This window comes from Microbacterium yannicii PS01 (assembly GCF_000304335.1).
In the GTDB taxonomy this organism is placed as follows: Bacteria; Actinomycetota; Actinomycetes; order Actinomycetales; family Microbacteriaceae; genus Microbacterium; species Microbacterium yannicii_A.
Window position 1 is genome coordinate 32,530 of the sequence record NZ_CAJF01000014.1, and the last position, 21,053, is coordinate 53,582.

Here is a 21,053-nt window from a genome sequence, read left to right on the forward strand (position 1 = left end):
CAGTAAGACTCCGTCACAGCCAGGATCCCTCATGACCGCCTCCGCCACCGGCACCGGTGTCATTCAGCTCGCCGATCGCACGCCGCAGCTCGCCGGCGCCGATATGGTCGCCGCCCTGGTTCCGCCGCCGCAGTTCGCCGACGCCACGTTCGAGACCTACCGGGCCGATTCCTCGTACCCCTCGCAGCAGGAGGCGAAGGATCTCCTCTCGGTCTTCGCCGGCGCGGTCGCTCCCGCCAAGGGGGGCGGATTGTTCCGGCGCGCGAAGCGACCCGAGGTGAAGCCGGGCGTCTACCTCGACGGCGGGTTCGGTGTGGGAAAGACGCACCTCCTGGCCGCGGTCTACCACGCGATGCCCGCCCGCCGGAAGTACTTCGGCTCGTTCATCGAGTACACCGCCCTCGTCGGTGCGATCGGCTACCAGAACACCGTGGCGCTCTTCCGCGGGTCCGATCTCCTGTGCATCGACGAGTTCGAGCTCGACGACCCGGGCGACACGATGGTGATGACGCGCCTGCTGGGCGAGCTCGTCGCGTCGGGCACCCGCCTGGCCGCGACATCCAACACTCCTCCCAACGCCCTCGGCGAGGGCCGGTTCGCCGCCCAGGACTTCCTGCGCGAGATCCACGCCATGGCCTCCAGCTTCCAGACCATCCGGATCGACGGGACCGACTACCGCCACCGCGCGGTCGACGGTCACGCCGCCGTCCTCGAGGCCTCGGCGTATCAGGCGGCGATCACGGATGCCGCGGCGCGCGGCCTCGCGTCCGACGACAGGTTCGCCGATCTCGTCGCACATCTGGCGCGCGTGCACCCCTCCCGGTACATCAAGCTGATCGAGGGCCTCTCCGTGGTCGGCCTCCGAGAAGTCGAGCCGTTCACCGACCAGTCGGCCGCGCTCCGCTTCGTCGCGTTCATCGATCGCGTGTACGACGCCGAGCTGCCGATCCGGGCGACGGGGACCTCGCTGGACCTGGTTTTCCCCGACGAGATGCTCACCGGCGGCTACCGCAAGAAGTACCTGCGGGCCATCTCACGGCTGGTCGCCTCTACTCTCGCGTGACGCGACGCGCCGTCGTCCCTTCGTGATTCGCGGGACGCTCTCGTCGCCGCGAAACACGATGTTTACGTGAATCGCCCTCGTGTAACGCGCGGGAAACACGGGGTGGACCGCTGCCGAAACCGTGAATCGCAACACTGAGGGAACCCGACGCTACACCTGCGTCCCTGCAGAGAGGTTCACTTCGAGATGGATCAAGGAAACACCGCATTCATCCTGATATGCGCAGCGCTCGTGCTGTTGATGACGCCAGGACTCGCGTTCTTCTACGGCGGACTCGTGAAGGCGAAGAGCGTCATCAGCATGATGATGCTGAGCTTCGGCGCTCTCGGACTCATCGGCGTGCTGTGGGTGCTCTACGGCTACGCGATCGCCTTCCCCGCCACGGAGGAGGGCACCATCCAGGCGCCCTGGACGATCGACTGGAACGAGCTCGGACTGACGAGCCTTCTCGAAGCCGGTGACGGCGCCTACCCGCCGCTGGCATTCGTCGCCTTCCAGGCCACCTTCGCGATCCTCACCGTCGCGCTGGTCTCGGGCGCCATCGCCGACCGCGCCAAGTTCGGCTCCTGGATGATCTTCGCGCTCCTGTGGGCGACCATCGTCTACTTCCCGGTCGCGAGCTGGGTCTTCAACTTCGGCCTCGCCGAGGACGGCAGCTTCGCCTACGGCGGCTGGATCACGATGGGCCTGCAGGAGTGGTTCGGTGCCGGCGCGATCGACTTCGCCGGTGGCACCGCGGTCCACATCAACGCCGGTGCCGCAGCCCTCGCCCTCGCGCTGGTCCTGGGCAAGCGCCTGGGCTTCCAGAAGGGCGTCCACGTCCCGCACAACCCGCCGTTCGTGCTCCTCGGCGCCGGACTGCTGTGGTTCGGCTGGTTCGGCTTCAACGCCGGCTCGGAGCTCGCCGCCGACGGCGTCGCGGCCCTGGCATTCGTCAACACCATCGCCGCGCCCGCCGCAGCGCTGCTCGCCTGGCTCGTCGTCGAGAAGTTCAAGGACGGCAAGCCGACCTCGGTGGGCGCCGCTTCCGGTGCCGTCGCGGGCCTGGTCGCGATCACCCCGGCCTGTGCATCGGTGACGCCGTTCTGGGCGATCGTGCTCGGACTCATCGCCGGAGCCGTCTGCGCCCTCGCGATCGAGCTCAAGTACAAGTGGGGCTTCGACGATTCGCTCGACGTGGTGGGCATCCACCTGGTCGGCGGCCTCATCGGCACCCTGTTCATCGGGTTCTTCGCGACCGACGTGGGCCTGTTCATGGGCGGCGGCGGCACGCAGCTGCTCGTTCAGGCGATCGCCGCCTTCGCGGTGCTGATCTACTCCTTCGTGCTCGCCTACGTCATCGGCTTCGCGATCGAGAAGACGATCGGGTTCCGCGTCAAGAACGAGGACGAGGTCGCCGGCATCGACACGGTCGTCCACGGCGAGGAGGGCTACGTACTCGAGGGCTCGCGCGGCTGAGCCGACCACGCACAACGCCAGGGGCGCCGCGGGCTACCGCGGCGCCCCTGCGCGCTATCGTGCCCCTATGACCCCGCGTTCCGGCATCCTGCACCGTCTCGCGCGCTTGTTCGTGAAGCCCGCCGGCGACGACCGCGTCCCCGTCGCGTCACGCGCCGTCGTGGACGTCGACACCTCCGCCGCCCGCACCGGCCGCACCGCGACGGTCGAGATCGCACCCCCGCCGCGCCGAGCACTGCACATCGAATACGCTCCCGATCGCGACGGTGCTCCCGACGGGGGCGAGATCGTCTGGACATGGGTGCCCTACGACGAGGCCGACGGCCGAGGCAAGGACCGACCGGTCCTCGTCATCGCGCGGCAGGATGCGGATCGCGTCTACGCGGTGCGGCTGACCAGCAAGGCGCACGACGGAGACCGCGACTACCTCGCGATCGGCGCGGGGGAGTGGGACGCCCGGGGCCGGCCCTCCTGGGTCGACGTCGAGCAGGTGTACAGCGTCCACCGGGACGGCATGCGGCGCGAGGCATCCGCTCTGCCGCGCGATCGCTTCGCTCGCGTCGCCGCGGCGCTGCACAGCCGCTACGGCTGGTCGGCCGGGCGGTGAGTCCGAGCAGAACGGCCCGATCGAATCGATCGGGCCGTGGAGGTGGTGGGCGATACCAGACTCGAACTGATGACCTCTTCCGTGTGAAGGAAGCGCGCTACCAACTGCGCCAATCGCCCGTCTCCCGAGGGGGACGAGTAACGATCCTACCGGATGCGCGCGGGCGTCTCGAACCGGCTGGGAAGACACGCGCGACGTGCGCCCGGTTTGGCAGTGCGCGATTCGTGGGCTAAAGTTTTCCAAGTGCCCGGGTGCGAATCCGGACACGAAATGCGGATGTAGCGCAGTTGGTAGCGCATCACCTTGCCAAGGTGAGGGTCGCGAGTTCGAGTCTCGTCATCCGCTCGAGTGCAGGGGTCTCCTTCGGGAGATCACAGCACGTGGGGTCAATCCACACGCGGTGGCGTGGCCGAGCGGCTAGGCACCGGCCTGCAAAGCCGTTTACACGGGTTCGAATCCCGTCGCCACCTCGCCTGCACAACTGAATAGCCCGAACGGGCGCGATTGGCGCAGCGGTAGCGCGCTTCCCTGACACGGAAGAGGTCACTGGTTCGATCCCAGTATCGCGCACCACCCGAACCCCCGCCCCGGCGGGGGTTCTTCTTTTCCCCGCACGGCGGCACCACCCGGTCCAACACTCGTGACACTTGCCATATCTATCGCGAAACGATAGATTTCGGTTGTTCCGCGAGAAGGGTGAGGCAAATGGGTCAGGCAACGATTCTGGCGCTCCGTGTCGTGATCGCGCTGGCGCTGGTCGGGTCGCTGGTGGTGCAGGTCTTCATCGTTCCGGCCATCTGGCTGGACCTGGAAGGCGAGCTGCTGTGGGCGCGCATCGTCTTCGTCACCCTGATCGTGCTGGGGGTGGTGACGATGCAGATCTTCGCGGTCTGCGTCTGGCAGCTCCTGACCAAGGTGCGAAAAGGCTCTGTCTTCTCCGAATCCTCCTTCCGCTATGTCGACGTCATCGTCTGGACCATCGCGGCGGCGGCGGCGCTGGCGCTCCTGATGGCTGTTCTCCTCGCCTCCGGCACGACGGCGCCGGGCATCGTCGGACTGGTGTGCGGGGCATCGCTGGTGCTGGGCGGGATGGCGCTGCTGGTCGTCGTGATGAAGACGCTGCTCAAGCAGGCCATCGAGCGCGAGGCGGAAGCCCGCGCCCTGCGTGCCGAGCTGAATGAGATGGTCTGAATGCCCATCGTCGTCGATATCGATGTGATGCTCGCGCGGCGCAAGATGGCCGTCGGCACGCTGGCCGACCGGATCGGCATCACGCCCGCCAACCTTGCCGCCCTCAAGAACGGTCGTGCCCGCGGCGTCCGGTTCGCCACGCTCGAGGCCCTCTGCGAGGCTCTCGAATGCCAGCCGGGTGATCTCCTCCGCTGGGAGTCGTCGCCGGCACCGGAGAGCGGCGCTGTTCCTCCGGCCGATTCCGACGTGGCCGGCGTGGCCGGCCGCGCCGATCAGCGCTTCTGACGCGTGGGATACACGTCGCGGACGTGCGCGGCGAAGAATCGGCCCGCGCTCGGCGCCTCGAGCATCGCGCGATGCACAGACGGAGGCACGGCGAAGTACTCGTAGACGTCGCCCGACGTGAACTCGAGCTCCAGAATCGCCGTGGCTGCGTCGTAACCCGCCGACGCGATGACCGTCGACTCCACCTGCTGGCGCCTCACGCCTCCGAGGCTACGCCTCCGGGCCGGCGGTGAGGGCAGGGCTACACTCGAGGGCATGGAACTCTCCCGGTCGATCGCCGCTGCCTCGCGGGCGACGACCGGTACGCGAACGCTCGGCGCCTGAGCGGGCGGGGCGCGGTGCGCGTCCGAAGCTGAGTAGCCTTGATCCGAGCCATCTCCAGGAGAGTTTCCGTGTCTGACGCCGTGTCCTACCCCGCCGACGGGTTCGCCCTTTTCCCCGACCGATCCGTGGTCGCCCTCCGTGTCAACGGAGAGCTGAAGGATCTTGCGACGCAGGTCCACGAGACCGACGTGGTGGAACCGGTCGCCATCGACAGCCCGGATGGACTCGACATCCTCCGTCACTCGACCGCACATGTGCTGGCGCAGGCTGTTCAGCGCATCAACCCGCAGGCGAACCTCGGCATCGGGCCGCCGATCACCGACGGCTTCTACTACGACTTCGGGGTGGACCAGCCGTTCACGCCCGAGGACGTCAAGGCGATCGACAAGGAGATGCAGCGCATCGTCCGCGAGGGACAGCGCTTCGTGCGCCGCGTCGTGACCGATGAAGAGGCGCGTGTCGAGCTGGTCGACGAGCCGTTCAAGCTCGAGCTGATCGGTCTGAAGGGCGGCGCTGCGAAGACCGAGGGCGCCTCGGTCGAGGTCGGAGCCGGCGAGCTCACGATCTACGACAACGTCGACCGCGACGGCCAGACGGTCTGGAAGGACCTGTGTCGCGGACCCCACCTTCCCAACACCCGCATGATCGGCAACGGCTGGTCGCTGCAGCGCATCGCCGGCGCGTACTGGCGAGGGAGCGAGAAGAACCCCCCAGCTGCAGCGCATCTACGGCACCGCCTGGCCGACCAAGGACGAGCTGCGGGCCTATCAGACCCGCCTCGAGGAGGCCGCGAAGCGCGACCACCGCAAGCTCGGCAAGGAGCTCGACCTGTTCTCGTTCCCGGACGAGATCGGCTCCGGCCTGTCTGTCTGGCATCCGCGCGGCGGCATCGTGCGGGGCGAGATGGAGCAGCACGCCCGCCGTCGCCACATCGAGGGCGGCTACACCTACGTCTACACCCCGCACATCTCGAAGCAGGACCTGTTCCTGCAGTCCAATCACCTCGTCACCTACCGGGAGGGCATGTTCCCGCCCATCCATCTCGACGAGGAGCGCGACGAGAACGGCGAAGTGACCAAGCCGGGCGTCGACTACTACCTCAAGCCGATGAACTGCCCGATGCACATCCTGATCTACAAGGAGCGCGCACGCAGCTACCGCGATCTGCCGATGAGGCTCGCTGAGAACGGCACCGTCTATCGCAATGAGCTCTCGGGCGCCCTCCACGGGCTGACCCGCGTGCGCGGCTTCACGCAGGACGACTCGCACCTCTTCGTCACCCCGGACCAGCTCGAAGAGGAGACCACGCGGGTCCTCCAGTTCGTCATCTCGATGCTGCGCGACTTCGGCCTCGAGGACTTCGAGCTCGAACTGTCGATGCGCGACGACGAGAAGGACAAGTGGATCGGCTCGGACGAGTTCTGGGAGTACTCGACGGATGCGCTGCGCAACGTCGCACTCGCCAGCGGACTCAAGCTGACCGAGGTGCCGGGCGAGGCGGCGTTCTACGGCCCGAAGATCGATCTGAAGACCCGTGACGCGATCGGCCGCACCTGGCAGCTGTCGACTGTGCAGGTCGATCCGAACCTTCCCGAGCGCTTCGAGCTCGAGTACACCGATCGCGACGGCCAGAAGAAGCGGCCGATTATGATCCACCGCGCGCTGTTCGGCTCGATCGAGCGGTTCTTCGCGATCCTGCTCGAGCACTACGCCGGCGCGTTCCCCGTCTGGCTGTCGCCCGTGCAGGTCGTCGGCATCCCCGTCGCGGAGGAGTATGCCGACTACCTCGGCGAGGTCATCGCCCGACTGCAGTCCGAGGGAGTGCGGGCCGAGCTCGATCACTCCGACGATCGCATGCAGAAGAAGATCCGGACCCACGCCACCCAGAAGGTTCCCTTGCAGCTGATCGCGGGGGAGCAGGACCGTTCCGCCGGCACGGTCTCGTTCCGTTTCCGCGACGGCACGCAGGAGAACGGTGTTCCGATCGACGACGCGGTGCGCCGTGTCCGGGAGGCGATCGCCGCCCACACCCTCGTGAACACCGCGGAGGACTTCGCGTGAGCAGCGACCCGCTCGCAGGAAGTCGCGGTCGCGAAGGTTCGGTTCCGGAGCGCGTCGACGGGGGCGTGAGAGACGTCGACGAGAGCCGGAGAGAGGCGCCGGATGCGGGTGCCGGCGAATCGACCCTGGTCGACGCGGCGACACTCGCCGGGGTGCCCGACGAGTTCCAGCGGCTGTGGACCCCGCACCGGATGGCGTACATCAAAGCCGGGCCCGAGGTCCTGCGGCACGAGTGCCCGTTCTGTGATGCACCGCGCAAGAGCGACGAGGACGGGCTCATCGTGTTCCGCGGGCGCACGGCCTATGCGCTGCTGAATCTGTTCCCCTACAACTCAGGACATCTGCTGGTCTGCCCGTACCGCCATATCGCGACCTACGATCAGGCGTCCGACGAAGAGGTCGCCGAGATCGGCGCCCTCACGCAGCAGGGCATGCGCGTGCTGCGTGAGGTCTCGCGGTGCGACGGGTTCAACATCGGCATGAACCAGGGCCATGTCGCCGGCGCCGGGGTCGACGAGCATCTGCACCAGCACATCGTGCCGCGGTGGGCGTCCGACGCGAACTTCTTCCCGATCATCGCCAAGACGAAGGCGCTGCCGCAGCTGCTCGGCGACGTCCGTCGGGCGGTGGCCGACGCCTGGCACGGCTGAGCCCGGGAAGAGCGGATGCCGCACCCGCGGTTCGCGCGGAAGCGGCTCGAGCCGCCTCCTCCGGTGTCAGCGGACCTGCTGCACCGTGAACTGCATACGGGGGCTCGCGTAGGCCTCCTGCGACTCGACGAGCTGAAGCTCGCGCTCGCCCGAGGCGTGCGTCCGCTCGAGGAGGTCGAAGACGCTCGAGGTGGTGCGGGCCAGCGCGTCGGCGGCGTCCGCTGTGCGACGGTAGTGCGCGGTGAACAGCGCCGCGGTGACGTCTCCCGAGCCGTTCGCCTTCATCGGGATGTAGGGCGTCGCGATCAGCCACGCCCCTGCGTCGTTCACGGCCAGCATCTCGATCGTCTCGGGATCGCGGTCGGGGCGCTCGACGCTCGTCACCAGGACCGTGCCCGGCCCCGTCGCGCGGACCAGATCGACCGACTGCAGGGTGGATTCGAGCGTGTCGGGTGACGTGTCCGTGAGATACCCGAGCTCGAACTGGTTGGGGGTGATGATGTCGGCCGCCGGCACCACGCGATCACGGAGCAGGTCCGGGATCGCCGGGGCGACGAAGCACCCCGACTTCGCGTTGCCCATGACCGGGTCGCAGGCGTACACCGCGCCGGGATTGGCCTCCTTCACGCGAGCGACGGCATCGAGGATGACGTCCGCGATGCCCTCGCCGCCCTGATAGCCCGACAGCACGACGTCGATCTGCGGAAGGACGCCGCGCTCCTCGATGCCGAGGATGACGTCGCGCACGTCATCGGGGCTGATGAGCGGCCCTCGCCATGCGCCGTAGCCGGTGTGATTGGAGAAGTTCACGGTGTAGACCGGGAGCACCTCGACGCCGATGCGCTGGAGAGGGAAGACGGCGGCGGAGTTGCCGACATGGCCGTACGCGACCGCGGACTGGATCGACAGGATCTTCACCGCTCGATCATCCCACCTCGGCGGGCGCCGGTCGTCCGTGCGAGGCCTGCACGGCGGCACCGATATCGGTCGCGAGCTGCTCGGCGTCGTCGTCATCGAGATCGTGCACCGTCAGGCGGAGGCGGTGAGAAGGGCCGGCGCCGGCCACCTGGAAGTCGTCGCCGCTGCGGGCGAGCCAGCCCCGGCGCATCAGCCGCTCCGAGACGCTGCGCGCCGGGACGGGCAGATCGACCCACAGATTCAGGCCGTCCCCGATCCGGGTGGCGATACCGCGCGCCGCCAGGCGATCCGCGAAAGCGGCGTTCCGCGCGGCGTAGTGCACGCCGGCCCGCTCGATCGCGGCGAGCACCTCCGGATCGGTGACCATCGCGAGCACCAGTCGCTGGAGGAGGTGGCTCACCCAGGTGGTGCCGGGTGTCAGCCGCATCGCGAGTCGCTGCGCGGTCTCGGGATCCGAGGCCGTCACCGCGAGGCACATGTCGGGTCCGAGGAACTTGGACACCGACCGGATGAGGGCCCACCGCCGGTGATCGGGACCGATCAGCGAGTGAAAGGGCTGCTGCGACAGCAGGGAGAAGTGATCGTCCTCGATCACCAGCACGTAGGGATGCTCGCGCAGCACCGATCGCAGGTCGCGCGCGCGGTCCGCGGACAGGCTCGCGCCGGTCGGGTTCTGCGCTCGCGGCGTGCACACCACCGCTCGGACGCCCTGGGCGAGCGCAGCTCGCAGGCCCTCGACCGTCATGCCCTCGTCGTCGACCGGCACCGCCACCGGGCGGTATCCGCCGAGCCGCACGGTGTGCATGCTGGTGAGGAAGCAGGGGTCCTCCAGCGCGACCCCGTCGTCGCGCGTGAGCGCCTGCGCCAGAAGCCTCTCGACGGCATCGGCGGCGCCGCTCGTGATCGTCAGTCGCATCGGGCCGGCCCCGCCGAGGTCTTCGCTCATCCAGCGGTGCGCCCACTGCTCCAGACCGGGGTCGATCACCGGCTCGCCGTACAGCACGGGCCGGCCTGCCATACCGGCGAGCGCCCGGGACGGGTCGGGGATGAGGTCGGGGTCGGGATTGCCCGTGCCCACATCACGCAGCACGCTGTCGGCGGCGAAGCCCTCCTGCGCCACGGGCGATCGGCCGGCGACCCGCGTGCCGCCACGGCCGAGGGTCACGACGACGCCCGTCTGCGTGAGCTGCCGGTACGCCGCCACCGCGGTGTTGCGATTGATCCCCAGGCTTTCGGCGAGGGTGCGCACCGGGGGAAGCGAGTCACCGGCCCGCAGCGCGCCGCGGTCGATGAGCTGTCGCAGGCTGTCGGCGATCTCACTGGCCGTCCGACCGCTGATTCCGAGGTTCATGTCACCGTCCATCGCCTTCCCGAGTGTAGGCCCGGTACATGCTATCTTTTGGCCTAGGTCAATCGCCCGATTTGTCCGCTCTGCCGCGCCGCGTGGCGCGTCCTCCGAAGGGAAGACCCTGTGACCACTGCCGACACCGGAACCAGCCGCGTCAAGCGCGGCCTCGCCGAGATGCTGAAGGGCGGCGTCATCATGGACGTCGTCACGGCGGAGCAGGCCAAGATCGCCGAGGACGCGGGCGCTGTGGCTGTCATGGCGCTGGAGCGCGTTCCCGCCGACATCCGTGCGCAGGGCGGTGTGTCTCGGATGAGCGACCCCGACATGATCGACAGCATCATCGAGTCCGTCTCCATCCCGGTCATGGCGAAGGCGCGCATCGGGCACTTCGTCGAGGCGCAGGTGCTGCAGGAGCTCGGCGTCGACTACATCGACGAGTCGGAGGTGCTCTCGCCCGCCGACTACGTCAACCACATCGACAAGTGGAACTTCACCGTGCCGTTCGTGTGCGGCGCCACGCACCTGGGCGAGGCGCTGCGTCGCATCAACGAGGGTGCCGCCATGATCAGGTCCAAGGGCGAGGCCGGCACCGGCGACGTCTCGGAGGCGACCAAGCACATCCGCAAGATCACGGGTGAGATCAACGCGCTGCGCTCGATGTCGAAGGACGAGCTGTACGTCGCCGCGAAGGAGCTGCAGGCTCCGTACGACCTCGTCGCCGAGGTCGCCGCGACCGGCACGCTGCCCGTCGTCCTGTTCGTCGCCGGAGGCGTCGCGACGCCCGCCGACGCGGCGATGATGATGCAGATGGGCGCGGACGGCGTATTCGTCGGCTCGGGGATCTTCAAGTCCGGCAATCCCGCCCAGCGCGCGGCGGCCATCGTGAAGGCCACGACGTTCTACGACGACGCCGCAGTGATCGCCGAGGTCTCGCGCGGTCTGGGTGAGGCGATGGTGGGCATCAACGTGGCCGACCTGGCCGCGCCGCACCGACTCGCCGAGCGCGGCTGGTGACCTCGACGCGGCCCCGCGTCGGGGTCCTCGCCCTGCAGGGCGACGTGCGCGAGCACGCGCGCGTTCTCGCCGGGCTGGGCGCCGACGTGGGCCTCGTGCGGCGGCCCCGGGAGCTGGCCGACGTGGACGGGCTGGTGATCCCCGGTGGCGAATCGAGCGTGATCGACAAGCTCTCGCGTTCATTCGGGATGCGTGAGCCCGTTCGCGACGCCATCGCCTCAGGACTCCCGGTCTTCGGGACGTGCGCCGGACTGATCCTGCTCGCCGACCGCATCACCGACGGGATCGAGGGGCAGCAGACGTTCGGCGGCCTGGATGCGACGGTGCGTCGCAACGCGTTCGGCAGTCAGGTCGACTCGTTCGAGGTGGACCTCGATGTGCCGGCGCTCGGCGCACCGCCGGTGCACGCCGCGTTCATCCGCGCACCGCGGGTCGAGCAGGTCGGGCCGGGGGTCGAGACCCTGGCGACGCTCGTGGACGGCGACATCGTCGCCGTCCGGCAGGGCGCCCTCCTCGGCACGGCCTTCCACCCGGAGGTGACCGGCGAGCACCGGTTCCACCGGATGTTCCTCGACATGGTCGAGCAGCGCGCGGCCTGACCGACGCCGCCGTCCGCGCAGCCGCGGTGGAGTCGACGAGGAGGGCGCTCGGCGCTGTCTTAGAATGGTCTGCCGGCAGCAGCCGCGCCGACCCGGCCACCGCGGGCCGCGCACGAGCCGCCGAACAGGATTACAGGAGGACCATGTCCGGGCATTCCAAGTGGGCGACGACCAAGCACAAGAAGGCCGTCATCGACGCGCGCCGTGCCAAGTCGTTCGCCAAGCTCATCAAGAACATCGAGGTCGCCGCGAAGATCGGCGGCGCCGACCTGTCGGGCAACCCGACCCTGTACGACGCCGTGCAGAAGGCCAAGAAGACATCGGTCCCCAATGACAACATCGACCGCGCGATCAAGCGCGGCGCGGGGATCGGCGGCGAGGCCGTCGAGTACACCTCGATCATGTACGAGGGGTACGGGCCCAACGGCGTGGCCCTCATGATCGAGTGCCTCACCGACAACAAGAACCGTGCCGCCGCCGAGGTGCGCACCGCGCTGACCCGCAACGGCGGCAGCCTCGCCGATCCCGGCAGTGTCGCCTACAACTTCACGCGCAAGGGCGTCATCGTCGTCTCGGGCGAGGGCACCACCGAGGACGACGTCATGATGGCGGTCCTCGAGGCCGGCGCCGAGGAGGTCGAGTCCCACCCGCAGGGGTTCGAGGTCGTCACCGAGGCCTCGGATCTGGTGACGGTGCGAAGCGCGCTGCAGGACGCCGGAATCGACTACGAGTCCGCCGACGTGGAATTCGTCCCGAACCTCAAGGTCGAGGTCGACGCCGACACGGCGCGCAAGGTCTTCCGCCTCATCGACGCCCTCGAGGACAGCGACGACGTGCAGAACGTCTACAGCAACTTCGACCTTAGCGCCGAGGTGCAGGCCGAGCTGGAGAGCGAAGAGGACTGAGCGTCCACCTCTGCCGCCTCCGGGGCGCGCCTGGCCGAGGCATCCTTCGTGCTGGCCTAACGTGAGGGAGTGGCCAACGGATCCTCCCGCCCGACGCTTCGCGTGCTCGGCATCGACCCGGGTCTGACGCGCTGCGGCGTGGGGGTCGTGGACGTCGCGCCGGACCGGTCCGCCCGCCTGGTGCACGTGGGTGTCGTGCGCTCCGAGCCGCACGCGCCGATCGAGGAGCGCCTCGCCGTGATCGCATCGGGCCTGCGCGCCGTCATCGAGGCGCACGGACCCGACGTCGTCGCCGTCGAGCGCGTGTTCGCCCAGCACAACCGGGCCACGGTCATGGGCACTGCGCAGGCGAGCGGGATCGCACTGCTGGTGGCGGGGGAGCGCGGTCTTCCCGCGGCGACGCACACGCCTTCCGAGGTCAAGGCGGCGATCACCGGGTACGGCTCCGCCGACAAGCGGCAGGTGCAGACGATGGTCGCGCGGGTGCTGCGTCTGGACGCCCTCCCGCAGCCGGCCGATGCGGCTGACGCGCTGGCCCTCGCCCTGTGCCACGCCTGGCGCGGCGGGGCGACGCCGGCCGCGGCATCCGGTCCGCTCACGCCCGCTCAGCGCGCCTGGGCCGACGCCGAGCGCCTCTCCCGGCGGTGACCGACGCCTCCCACGCGTGTCGCTCGAACAAACGTCCGAACCGACTCGTAGGCTGATCGCATGATCTCGTCAGTCCGGGGCACCGCCGTGCATGTCGATGCCGACTCGGTCGTCGTCGAGGTCGGGGGCGTGGGCCTTCATGTTGCCGTCACCCCTCAGGTGGCGCGCGCCACCCACGTCGGGGAGCAGGTGCTGCTCCACACCACGCTCATCGTCCGCGAAGACGCCCTGTCCCTCTTCGGCTTCGAATCGCGCGAAGAGCTGGCGGTCTTCTCGCAGCTTCTCGGAGTGACGGGCGTCGGCCCCAAGTCGGCTCTGGGCGTTCTCGCGACGCTCACGGTCCCGCAGATCGCCGATGCCGTCGAAGCCGACGACGACGCGCCGTTCCGGCGGGTCTCGGGCATCGGGCCCAAGACGGCCAAGCTCATCGTGGTCCAGCTCACCGGCAAGATCGCGGCGACGCGCACCGCGGTGAGCGGGGGAGCGGATGCCGGTGCCGCCGCCTCCGTGCCGGCCCAGGTCGTGCAGGCCCTCGTCGGTCTCGGCTGGTCCGAGCGCGTCGCGGCCGAGGCCGTCGAGGACGCCGCGGCCGACGCCCCGGACCACGATCGCGGCTCCGTTCCCGCCCTGCTCCGGCTGACGCTGGCCGCGCTCGGCCCGGCACGGAAGGAGCCGGTGCGTGGCTGACGTCCGCGAGACGGCCGAGCCCGTCGACGAGACCGAGCTCGCGATCGAGGGGGCGCTCCGCCCGGCCTCGCTCGCCGAATTCGTCGGCCAGCAGAAGGTGCGCGGCCAGCTGCAGCTGCTGCTCGATGCCGCCCGCATCCAGCAGCGCCCCGCCGACCACATCCTCCTCTCGGGTCCTCCGGGGCTCGGCAAGACGACGCTGGCGATGATCGTCGCGCACGAGAGCAACCGTCCGCTGCGGCTGTCGAGCGGGCCGGCGATCCAGCACGCCGGAGACCTGGCCGCCCTCCTTTCGAGCCTCACTCCGGGCGAGGTGCTGTTCATCGACGAGGTGCACCGGATGGCGCGGTCGGCCGAAGAGATGCTGTACCTCGCCATGGAGGATTTCCGGATCGACATCATGGTCGGCAAGGGGGCGGGGGCGACGAGCATCCCCCTCGATCTCGCGCCGTTCACCCTCGTGGGCGCCACGACGCGCTCGGGGATGCTTCCCAACCCGCTCCGCGACCGGTTCGGGTTCACCGCCCATCTCGAGTACTACGAGCCCGAAGAGCTCGAGCGGGTCATCGAGCGCTCCGCGGCGATGCTGGGCGTCTCCGTCCCACCCGGACCGCGGGCCGAGATCGCGCGGCGTTCACGCGGCACGCCACGGATCGCGAACCGGCTCCTGCGCCGTGTGCGCGACTACAGCATCGTGCATGGCAACGGCCGAGCCGCCGACGCGGCGATCGTCGACGCCGCGCTCGACCTGTACGACGTCGACGCCATCGGCCTGGATCGGCTCGACCGGGCCGTCCTGGACGCGCTCGTCCGTCGTTTCCGTGGCGGTCCGGTCGGACTCGGCACCCTCGCGGTGACGGTCGGTGAAGAGGCCGACACGATCGAGTCGGTCGTCGAGCCGTACCTCGTGCGCATCGGGTTCATCGGACGCACCCCGCGCGGCCGCGTGGCCATGCCCGAGGCGTACGCGCACCTCGGGGTCGCCTCGGCCGAATCGGTGCTGGGATTCGATGACCTATAATCGCTGGAGGCTTTCGCCCACCTCCCTCTTGCAAGGCAGCGCCGCCCTGGCGCGTGCCTGACCCGAAAGGTCTCTCGCCTCCATGGACATCGCTGCCTTCTTGAGCAACTACGGCCTCATCATCCTTCTGGTCGTGCTCCTCGTCTTCATGTTCTGGAGCTCGCGCCGCCGGATGCAGAAGCAGAAGCTCGAGCAGGAGGCGAAGGCCCGTCAGACCGTGCCCGGGGCCGAGGTGCTGCTGCAGGGCGGTCTGTACGGCACGATCGTGGCCTACGACCCCGACAACCTGGACCAGCCGGCCATCGTCGAGCTCGCGCCCGGTGTCGAGATCAAGGTCCACAGCCAGGCCATCCTCCGCATCGTCGAGCCGACCACCGGCACTGTCACCGAGGACGAGTTCCTCGCCGCCGAGGAGAGCCACGCCGAGTACGCCGAGGGTGTCGCCAACGGCGACATCACGTCGATCAGCGACGATCACCACGCGACCCGTAAGGACGAGATCGACCCGGACGCCGAGCCCGGCTCGAAGTCTCGCGACTGATCGTCTGACCGACCGCCCGCGAGGGCATCTCCAGAAAGCGAAGACGTGGCGACATCCACTCCCGTCCGGCATGCGTGGCGCGCGCTCATCGGCCTTCTCGCCATCACCGCCGTGCTGTTCGGCATCAACGCCCTCGGCGTCTACGTGTTCAAGGGCAGCACCTGGGTGCCCGAGCTGGCGCTCGACCTGCAGGGCGGCACGCAGATCGTGCTCGAGGCGCAGACCGAGGACGGCGCCGAGCCCGGTGCCGAGCAGATGCAGCAGGCCGTCACGATCATCCGCCAGCGAGTGGACGCCTCGGGCGTCGGCGAAGCGGACGTGACGACGCAGGGCGGCAATCAGATCGTCGTGCAGATCCCCGGCCAGGCGGACGAGGAGACGCGCAACCGCATCGAGGCCTCCGCGCAGCTGCAGTTGCGCGCGGTGCTCCTCGCGGGCGAGCCCGCCAACACCTTCGTCGGCGAGGACGGCACGGCCACGCCGTATCCGACGCCGGATCCGGCTCTGAACGCCACGCCGACCGCCGAGCCGACGGATGCCAGCGACCCGGCCTGGATCACCGACCGGCTGTACGCCGAGTTCCTCGCGTACGACTGCGAGGACCCGAGCAACGACCCGGCGAACGCGCCGGCCGATCAGCCGCTCGTCACGTGCGAGGCCGACAGCTCCATCAAGTACATCCTCGGGCCGGTCGAGCTGGACGGGTCGTCCATCGACGACGCGACCTTCGGTCTGCAGACCACCAACAACCAGTGGTCGGTGAACCTCGCCTTCGACTCGGAGGGGACTCAGACCTTCGGCGAGATCAGCCAGCGCCTCTACGGCGCCGACCCGCCCCTGAACCAGTTCGCCTTCGTGCTCGACGGCTACGTGCTGTCGGCTCCGTCGATGAACGGCGTGATCCTCGACGGCAAGCCCAGCATCACCGGAAGCTTCACGCAGGAGTCGGCGAAGGTCCTCGCGGATCAGCTCAAGTACGGCGCGCTGCCGCTGAGCTTCACCGTGGAGAGCTCCAACTCGATCTCCGCCACGCTCGGCTCGCAGCAGCTCCAGATCGGTCTCATCGCCGGCCTGATCGGACTCGCGCTCGTCGCCCTCTATTCGCTCATCGTCTACCGCGCTCTCGGGTTCGTGATCATCGCATCGCTCGTGGTGATGGCCGTGCTGACGTACGTGACGCTCTGCATCCTGGCGTGGCGCATGGGATTCCGCCTGTCGCTGGCCGGTGTCGCCGGTCTGATCGTCACGATCGGCTTCACGGCGGACTCGTTCATCGTGTACTTCGAGCGCATCCGCGACGAGCTCCGCGACGGCAAGTCGATCACGAGCGCCGTCGAGGACGGCTGGGGCCGCGCCAAGCGCACGATCTACATCTCCAAGTCGATCAACATCCTGGCCGCCGTCGTGCTGTACATCCTCGCCGACTCGACGGTGAAGGGCTTCGCCTTCACCCTGGGTCTGACGACCGCGATCGACGTGCTGATCTTCATCCTCTTCACGCACCCGGTGATGCAGCTTCTCGCCCGCACACGCTTCTTCGGGTCGGGGCATCCGCTCTCGGGGCTGGATCCGACGGCGCTCGGTGCGGTGTATCGCGGTCGCGCGCAATTCCGCGCCCCCGTTCCGGCCGCCGCCACGACGGCCGCCGGTCGCCGCGCCGTGAAGTCGCGCGGCGAGGCCGCACGACGCCAGACGATCGCCGAGCGCAAGCAGGCCGAGCTCGCGGCGGCTGCGGGCGACGGATCCAAGTCCGCCGCGGCGAAACCGGGCACGACCGCCAAGAAGGGTGACGACTGATGCGCTCCATGGGTCAGCTCGGCAACGACCTCTACACCGGCAAGACGTCGTTCCCCTTCGTCGGACGCCGCAAGCTGTGGTTCCTCATCGCCGCCGTCCTCGTGATCGGCTCGGCACTGGTGCCCCTCATCCGTCCCATCCAGTTCTCGATCGAGTTCACCGGCGGGTCGCAGTTCACGGTGAACGGCGTGGCGGAGACCGATCAGCTCATCGCGACCGAAGCCGTGCAGTCGGTCGTCCCCGACGCGACGACGAAGGTCGTCACGATCGGCGACGACGCCGTGCGCGTGCAGACCGATCAGGTGACGGATGCCGAGAGCCGCGAGGTCTCGGCGGCCCTGGCCGAGGCGTACGACGTGCCGGCCAGCGAGGTGAGCTACTCGTTCATCGGCCCCAGCTGGGGATCCGACGTCACGCGCACCTCGCTGTGGGGCCTGGCGATCTTCCTCGCCCTCACCTTCCTGATCCTGGCGCTGTACTTCCGGACGTGGAAGATGTCGGTGTCGGCGATCATCGGTCTGGTCGACGTGCTCGTGATCACGATCGGCGTGTACGCGCTGTTCGGGTTCGAGATCTCCCCGGCCGCGGTGATCGGCTTCCTGACGATCCTCTCGTACGCCCTGTACGACACCACGGTCGTCTTCGACAAGATCAGGGAGAACACGAGCGAGGACGGCGAGGTCTCCGGCCGCACGTTCGGCGAGTCGGTCAACCTCGCGGTGAACCAGACGCTCGTGCGGTCGATCAACACGACGGTGGTCGCCATCCTGCCCACCGGCGCGATCCTGTTCATCGGTCTGCTGTGGGTCGGCGCTCAGACGCTGACCGACCTGTCGCTGTCGATCTTCGTCGGCACGATCGTCGCGGCGTACTCGACGATCTTCGTCGCGGCCCCGCTGTACTCCCTGCTTCGCGAGAACGAGTCCGGCATCAAGACGCGCGACCAGCGCGTCGTCGAGGCGCGCGAGCTCGCCGGCACGCCCGCATAGCCGTCTTCTGCGCGGCAGGCCCCCGGTCAAGGGGCCTGCCGCGCGGGCGTAGGATTGGTGGGTCCAGGGGAGGGAGGCGATCGGATGGCAGAGACCGTTCCCCCCGCCCAGACCTCGTCGCTGCGCCGCCTCGTTCCGCGCATCTTCTCCCGCTCGGCCCGACGCGATGACGTCGAGCAGCTCCTGCGAACGGTCCGCACCCATCATCCCAAGGGCGACCTCTCGATCATCGAGCGGGCGTACTCGGTGGCGGAGGGCGCACACAGCGGTCAGGCGCGGCAGAGTGGCGAGCCGTACATCACGCACCCGCTCGCGGTCGCGCAGATCCTCGCCGATCTGGGGCTCGGACCCCGCGCGATCGCTGCCGCGCTGCTGCACGACACCGTCGAGGACACGCAGTACTCGCTCGAGACCCTGACGGCCGAGTTCGGCGACGAGGTCGCGATGCTCGTCGACGGCGTCACCAAGCTCGACAAGGTCAAGTACGGCGAGAGCGCGCAGGCCGAGACGGTCCGGAAGATGATCGTCGCGATGTCCCGCGACATCCGCGTGCTGCTCATCAAGCTCGCCGATCGTCTCCACAACGCCCGCACGTGGGGCTTCGTCCCGCCGGAGAAGGCGCGCAAGAAGGCGACCGAGACGCTCGAGATCTACGCCCCGCTGGCGCATCGACTCGGTATCCAGGCGATCAAGTCGGAGCTGGAGGACCTGTCCTTCGCGGTGCTGCACCCCAAGCTCTACGCCGAGATCGACAGTCTCGTCAAACAGCGCACGCCGCAGCGCGAGCAGTACGTGCACAACGTGATCGAGGCCGTCGACGCCGATCTTCGTGAGCTGCGCATCCGCGGACGCGTGATGGGCCGCCCGAAGCAGCTGTACTCCGTCTACCAGAAGATGGTCGTGCGCGGCCGCGAGTTCGATGACATCTACGACCTCATCGGCATCCGCATCATGGTCGGAAGCGTCCGCGACTGCTACGCCGTCCTCGGCGCGATCCACGCGCGGTGGACGCCGCTGCCCGGCCGATTCAAGGACTACATCGCGACGCCGAAGTTCAATCTGTACCAGTCCCTGCACACGACCGTCATCGGTCCGGGGGGCCGCACGGTCGAGATCCAGATCCGCACCAACGAGATGCACCAGCAGGCCGAGTACGGCGTGGCGGCGCACTGGAAGTACAAGGAGCGGATGAACGGCGGCAAGACGGACGCGAAGTCCGTCGACACCGACATGGCATGGCTCGCGCACATCTCGGACTGGCAGGCCGAGACGGCCGACCCGGGGGAGTTCCTCGACTCGCTGCGCTTCGAGATCGGCGCCAAAGAGGTCTACGTCTTCACGCCCAAGGGCCGCGTCATCGGTCTTCCCGCCAGCGCCACGCCGGTCGACTTCGCCTATGCCGTGCACACCGAGGTGGGGCACCGCACCATGGGGGCGAAGGTCAACGGCCGGCTCGTGCCGCTGGAGTCCGAGCTCAAGAGCGGCGACGTCGTCGAGGTCTTCACATCGAAGAACCCCGATGCCGGCCCGAGCCAGGACTGGCTCGGATTCGTCAAGAGCACCAGGGCGCGCAACAAGATCCGCGGCTGGTTCACCAAGGAGCGACGCGAAGAGGCGGTAGAGCAGGGCAAGGAGGCGATCGCCCGGGCGATGCGCCGCCAGAACCTGCCGCTGCAGCGCTTGATGAGCCAGGACTCGTTCTCAGAGGTCGCCCACCAGCTCCGCTACGAGGACGTCTCGGCGCTCTACGCCGCCGTCGGCGAGGGGCACGTGTCGACGCAGTCCGTCATCGAGAAGGTCACCGCACTCGTGGCGGCGAACGACACGGCGACCGGTCCGATCGATCTTCCCGCCGTCGGTCGTGCGCGGGCCTCCCGCTCCGGCGACTCGGGCGTGCTGGTGCGCGGTGCACCCGACATCCTCGTAAAGCTCGCGAAATGCTGCACGCCGGTGCCCGGAGATGAGATCGTGGGGTTCGTCACGCGCGGCAGCGGTGTCTCGGTCCACCGCGGCGACTGCACCAACGTGAAGTCGCTCATGCAGGACTCCGAGCGCCTGATCGACGTCGAGTGGGCCCCGACGACGAAGAGCATCTTCCTCGTGCAGATCCAGGTCGAGGCGCTCGACCGCTCAGGCCTGCTGAGCGACGTGACCCGCGTGCTCAGCGAGCACCACGTCAACATCCTCTCGGCCTCGGTGTCCACGACGAACGACCGGCTGGCACTGAGCCGCTTCGTCTTCGAGATGGGCGACATCGTCCACCTGGATCGCGTCCTCAACGCGGTCCGGCGCATCGACGCCGTCTACGACGTGTACCGGGTCACCTCGTCCTGAGCTGACGAGAGCACGGCGCCGCGGAGGAATGCGAGCGCACGGCGCTTGTGCGGAAGCGCCCCGGCGTCCAGCGCCGCGATCGCCTGAGGCACGGCGTCCGGGTGCGTCGCCGCCAGCAGGAGCGCTGCGCGGGCGTGCGGGACGTCGTCGACCCGGGCGAGGTCGACCATGGTGCGGACGGGAGAGGTGACACGCACACCGCCCAGAATGTGCAGATCGCCCGGGGCGATCGCAAGGTCGCGGTAGACGAGCTGGCGGTCCGGAACGACATGCAGGCGCCGGGCGACCGCGCGCTGCACGGTGTGCCGGCTCGGCGGCGTCGGCAGCGCGCCGTGGATCCATGCGGCCGTCAGGTGGGTGGCCGCGAGCGTGTCGCCCAGCGTGCGCAGCAGGGATCCCGCGCGCAGCGCCGCCGTCTCGACCGCGTCCGCGGGGATGTACGCCTCGCCGAGCTCCACGAGGTCGCCGTCGAGGCATGCGGCCGACAGCTCGGCACGCGAGAGCCGGTCGTCGGCGAAATACAGGAACGGAGACGCCATGGGGGAAGTGTGCCCGACGCCGGACGCCGACGGATGCCGGGACGCCCGGTCTGTGGAGAACCCCCACTGCACAC

At 68.9% G+C, this 21,053-nt stretch carries 20 protein-coding genes, 4 tRNA genes and 1 pseudogene; 20 read left to right on the plus strand and 5 right to left on the minus strand.

Annotation, left to right across the window (positions count from 1 at the left end):
• The first annotated feature begins 31 nt into the window (after positions 1 to 31).
• The 3 genes from zapE to WYM_RS09725 all read left to right on the plus strand — a co-directional run bounded on the left by zapE (position 32) and on the right by WYM_RS09725 (position 3,128).
• Positions 32 to 1,063 (plus strand): cell division protein ZapE, encoded by a 1,032-nt coding sequence (gene zapE, locus WYM_RS09715; RefSeq protein ID WP_019180643.1) that lies wholly within the window; start codon positions 32 to 34, stop codon positions 1,061 to 1,063.
• Between the two features lie 186 nt (positions 1,064 to 1,249).
• The gene (locus WYM_RS09720) at positions 1,250 to 2,521 is read left to right on the plus strand and encodes an ammonium transporter (RefSeq protein ID WP_019180644.1); all 1,272 of its coding nucleotides are present in this window, start codon (positions 1,250 to 1,252) and stop codon (positions 2,519 to 2,521) included.
• Between the two features lie 67 nt (positions 2,522 to 2,588).
• On the plus strand, positions 2,589 to 3,128 hold the full coding sequence (locus WYM_RS09725; protein WP_019180645.1) for a type II toxin-antitoxin system PemK/MazF family toxin: 540 nt from the start codon (positions 2,589 to 2,591) through the stop codon (positions 3,126 to 3,128).
• A gap of 43 nt (positions 3,129 to 3,171) precedes the next feature.
• On the opposite strand, the gene WYM_RS09730 is transcribed toward WYM_RS09725, so the two are convergent.
• Positions 3,172 to 3,247, minus strand: a tRNA-Val gene (locus WYM_RS09730).
• Between the two features lie 153 nt (positions 3,248 to 3,400).
• On the opposite strand from WYM_RS09730, the gene WYM_RS09735 reads away from it, so the two are divergent.
• The 5 genes from WYM_RS09735 to WYM_RS19835 all read left to right on the plus strand — a co-directional run bounded on the left by WYM_RS09735 (position 3,401) and on the right by WYM_RS19835 (position 4,604).
• Positions 3,401 to 3,473 (plus strand) — tRNA-Gly (locus tag WYM_RS09735).
• Between the two features lie 54 nt (positions 3,474 to 3,527).
• Positions 3,528 to 3,598, plus strand: a tRNA-Cys gene (locus tag WYM_RS09740).
• Between the two features lie 28 nt (positions 3,599 to 3,626).
• Positions 3,627 to 3,701 (plus strand) — tRNA-Val (locus WYM_RS09745).
• Between the two features lie 132 nt (positions 3,702 to 3,833).
• Positions 3,834 to 4,319 carry a DUF2975 domain-containing protein gene (locus WYM_RS09750; RefSeq protein WP_019180646.1) on the plus strand — a complete coding sequence of 162 codons (486 nt, stop codon included), beginning with the start codon at positions 3,834 to 3,836 and terminating at the stop codon, positions 4,317 to 4,319.
• Entirely contained in the window at positions 4,320 to 4,604 is a 285-nt protein-coding gene (locus WYM_RS19835; RefSeq protein ID WP_019180647.1) for a helix-turn-helix domain-containing protein, read from the plus strand.
• On the opposite strand, the gene WYM_RS09760 is transcribed toward WYM_RS19835, so the two are convergent.
• Complete coding sequence (locus WYM_RS09760) at positions 4,592 to 4,804, minus strand: KTSC domain-containing protein (protein WP_026059706.1); 213 nt, start codon at positions 4,802 to 4,804, stop codon at positions 4,592 to 4,594. The two genes, WYM_RS19835 and WYM_RS09760, sit on opposite strands and share 13 nt — an antisense overlap.
• 204 nt (positions 4,805 to 5,008) lie before the next feature.
• Here WYM_RS09760 and thrS point away from each other — a divergent pair.
• Positions 5,009 to 6,989: pseudogene (gene thrS, locus WYM_RS19840) on the plus strand (threonine--tRNA ligase).
• Positions 6,990 to 7,054: 65 nt separating this feature from the next.
• On the plus strand, positions 7,055 to 7,639 hold the full coding sequence (locus WYM_RS09770; RefSeq protein WP_423793904.1) for an HIT family protein: 585 nt from the start codon (positions 7,055 to 7,057) through the stop codon (positions 7,637 to 7,639).
• 66 nt (positions 7,640 to 7,705) lie between these two features.
• Here the strand turns inward: WYM_RS09770 and pdxY are convergent, their stop codons facing one another.
• Both pdxY and WYM_RS09780 read right to left on the minus strand, forming a co-directional pair.
• Positions 7,706 to 8,557 carry a pyridoxal kinase PdxY gene (pdxY, locus tag WYM_RS09775; RefSeq protein ID WP_019180651.1) on the minus strand — a complete coding sequence of 284 codons (852 nt, stop codon included), beginning with the start codon at positions 8,555 to 8,557 and terminating at the stop codon, positions 7,706 to 7,708.
• A 7-nt stretch (positions 8,558 to 8,564) separates the two neighbouring features.
• Positions 8,565 to 9,920 (minus strand): aminotransferase class I/II-fold pyridoxal phosphate-dependent enzyme, encoded by a 1,356-nt coding sequence (locus WYM_RS09780; protein WP_040569233.1) that lies wholly within the window; start codon positions 9,918 to 9,920, stop codon positions 8,565 to 8,567.
• A 108-nt stretch (positions 9,921 to 10,028) separates the two neighbouring features.
• Here WYM_RS09780 and pdxS point away from each other — a divergent pair, with 108 nt between their 5' ends.
• The 10 genes from pdxS to WYM_RS09830 all read left to right on the plus strand — a co-directional run bounded on the left by pdxS (position 10,029) and on the right by WYM_RS09830 (position 20,440).
• A complete protein-coding gene (gene pdxS / locus WYM_RS09785) occupies positions 10,029 to 10,919 on the plus strand; it encodes a pyridoxal 5'-phosphate synthase lyase subunit PdxS (RefSeq protein WP_019180653.1) in 891 nt (296 codons plus the stop codon).
• The gene (gene pdxT, locus WYM_RS09790) at positions 10,916 to 11,518 is read left to right on the plus strand and encodes a pyridoxal 5'-phosphate synthase glutaminase subunit PdxT (protein WP_019180654.1); all 603 of its coding nucleotides are present in this window, start codon (positions 10,916 to 10,918) and stop codon (positions 11,516 to 11,518) included. The genes pdxS and pdxT overlap by 4 nt, the downstream gene beginning before the upstream one ends.
• A gap of 143 nt (positions 11,519 to 11,661) precedes the next feature.
• The gene (locus WYM_RS09795) at positions 11,662 to 12,423 is read left to right on the plus strand and encodes a YebC/PmpR family DNA-binding transcriptional regulator (protein WP_019180655.1); all 762 of its coding nucleotides are present in this window, start codon (positions 11,662 to 11,664) and stop codon (positions 12,421 to 12,423) included.
• Positions 12,424 to 12,492: 69 nt separating this feature from the next.
• Positions 12,493 to 13,071 (plus strand): crossover junction endodeoxyribonuclease RuvC, encoded by a 579-nt coding sequence (gene ruvC / locus WYM_RS09800; protein WP_040569234.1) that lies wholly within the window; start codon positions 12,493 to 12,495, stop codon positions 13,069 to 13,071.
• Positions 13,072 to 13,131: 60 nt separating this feature from the next.
• On the plus strand, positions 13,132 to 13,758 hold the full coding sequence (gene ruvA, locus WYM_RS09805; protein WP_019180657.1) for a Holliday junction branch migration protein RuvA: 627 nt from the start codon (positions 13,132 to 13,134) through the stop codon (positions 13,756 to 13,758).
• Positions 13,751 to 14,779 carry a Holliday junction branch migration DNA helicase RuvB gene (gene ruvB / locus WYM_RS09810; RefSeq protein WP_019180658.1) on the plus strand — a complete coding sequence of 343 codons (1,029 nt, stop codon included), beginning with the start codon at positions 13,751 to 13,753 and terminating at the stop codon, positions 14,777 to 14,779. Before ruvA ends, ruvB begins: the two co-directional genes overlap by 8 nt.
• Positions 14,780 to 14,861: 82 nt before the next feature.
• Entirely contained in the window at positions 14,862 to 15,320 is a 459-nt protein-coding gene (locus tag WYM_RS09815) for a preprotein translocase subunit YajC (RefSeq protein ID WP_019180659.1), read from the plus strand.
• A gap of 45 nt (positions 15,321 to 15,365) precedes the next feature.
• Positions 15,366 to 17,117 carry a protein translocase subunit SecD gene (gene secD, locus WYM_RS09820; RefSeq protein WP_019180660.1) on the plus strand — a complete coding sequence of 584 codons (1,752 nt, stop codon included), beginning with the start codon at positions 15,366 to 15,368 and terminating at the stop codon, positions 17,115 to 17,117.
• A complete protein-coding gene (gene secF, locus WYM_RS09825) occupies positions 17,117 to 18,106 on the plus strand; it encodes a protein translocase subunit SecF (RefSeq protein ID WP_019180661.1) in 990 nt (329 codons plus the stop codon). Before secD ends, secF begins: the two co-directional genes overlap by 1 nt.
• An 84-nt stretch (positions 18,107 to 18,190) precedes the next feature.
• Entirely contained in the window at positions 18,191 to 20,440 is a 2,250-nt protein-coding gene (locus WYM_RS09830; protein ID WP_019180662.1) for a RelA/SpoT family protein, read from the plus strand.
• On the opposite strand, the gene WYM_RS09835 is transcribed toward WYM_RS09830, so the two are convergent.
• Complete coding sequence (locus WYM_RS09835) at positions 20,410 to 20,979, minus strand: hypothetical protein (protein ID WP_019180663.1); 570 nt, start codon at positions 20,977 to 20,979, stop codon at positions 20,410 to 20,412. The genes WYM_RS09830 and WYM_RS09835 overlap by 31 nt on opposite strands.
• Between the last annotated feature and the right edge of the window lie 74 nt (positions 20,980 to 21,053).

Excerpts from the sequence above, each read along its gene's own strand:
- zapE (WP_019180643.1), top strand. The coding sequence starts at position 32 with ATGACCGCCTCCGCCACCGGCACCGGTGTCATTCAGCTCGCCGATCGC.
- WYM_RS09720 (WP_019180644.1), top strand. The coding sequence starts at position 1,250 with ATGGATCAAGGAAACACCGCATTCATCCTGATATGCGCAGCGCTCGTG.
- WYM_RS09725 (WP_019180645.1), top strand. The coding sequence starts at position 2,589 with ATGACCCCGCGTTCCGGCATCCTGCACCGTCTCGCGCGCTTGTTCGTG.
- WYM_RS09750 (WP_019180646.1), top strand. The coding sequence starts at position 3,834 with ATGGGTCAGGCAACGATTCTGGCGCTCCGTGTCGTGATCGCGCTGGCG.
- WYM_RS19835 (WP_019180647.1), top strand. The coding sequence starts at position 4,320 with ATGCCCATCGTCGTCGATATCGATGTGATGCTCGCGCGGCGCAAGATG.
- WYM_RS09780 (WP_040569233.1), bottom strand. The coding sequence starts at position 9,920 with ATGGACGGTGACATGAACCTCGGAATCAGCGGTCGGACGGCCAGTGAG.
- WYM_RS09795 (WP_019180655.1), top strand. The coding sequence starts at position 11,662 with ATGTCCGGGCATTCCAAGTGGGCGACGACCAAGCACAAGAAGGCCGTC.
- ruvA (WP_019180657.1), top strand. The coding sequence starts at position 13,132 with ATGATCTCGTCAGTCCGGGGCACCGCCGTGCATGTCGATGCCGACTCG.
- WYM_RS09815 (WP_019180659.1), top strand. The coding sequence starts at position 14,862 with ATGGACATCGCTGCCTTCTTGAGCAACTACGGCCTCATCATCCTTCTG.
- secF (WP_019180661.1), top strand. The coding sequence starts at position 17,117 with ATGCGCTCCATGGGTCAGCTCGGCAACGACCTCTACACCGGCAAGACG.
- WYM_RS09830 (WP_019180662.1), top strand. The coding sequence starts at position 18,191 with ATGGCAGAGACCGTTCCCCCCGCCCAGACCTCGTCGCTGCGCCGCCTC.
- WYM_RS09835 (WP_019180663.1), bottom strand. The coding sequence starts at position 20,979 with ATGGCGTCTCCGTTCCTGTATTTCGCCGACGACCGGCTCTCGCGTGCC.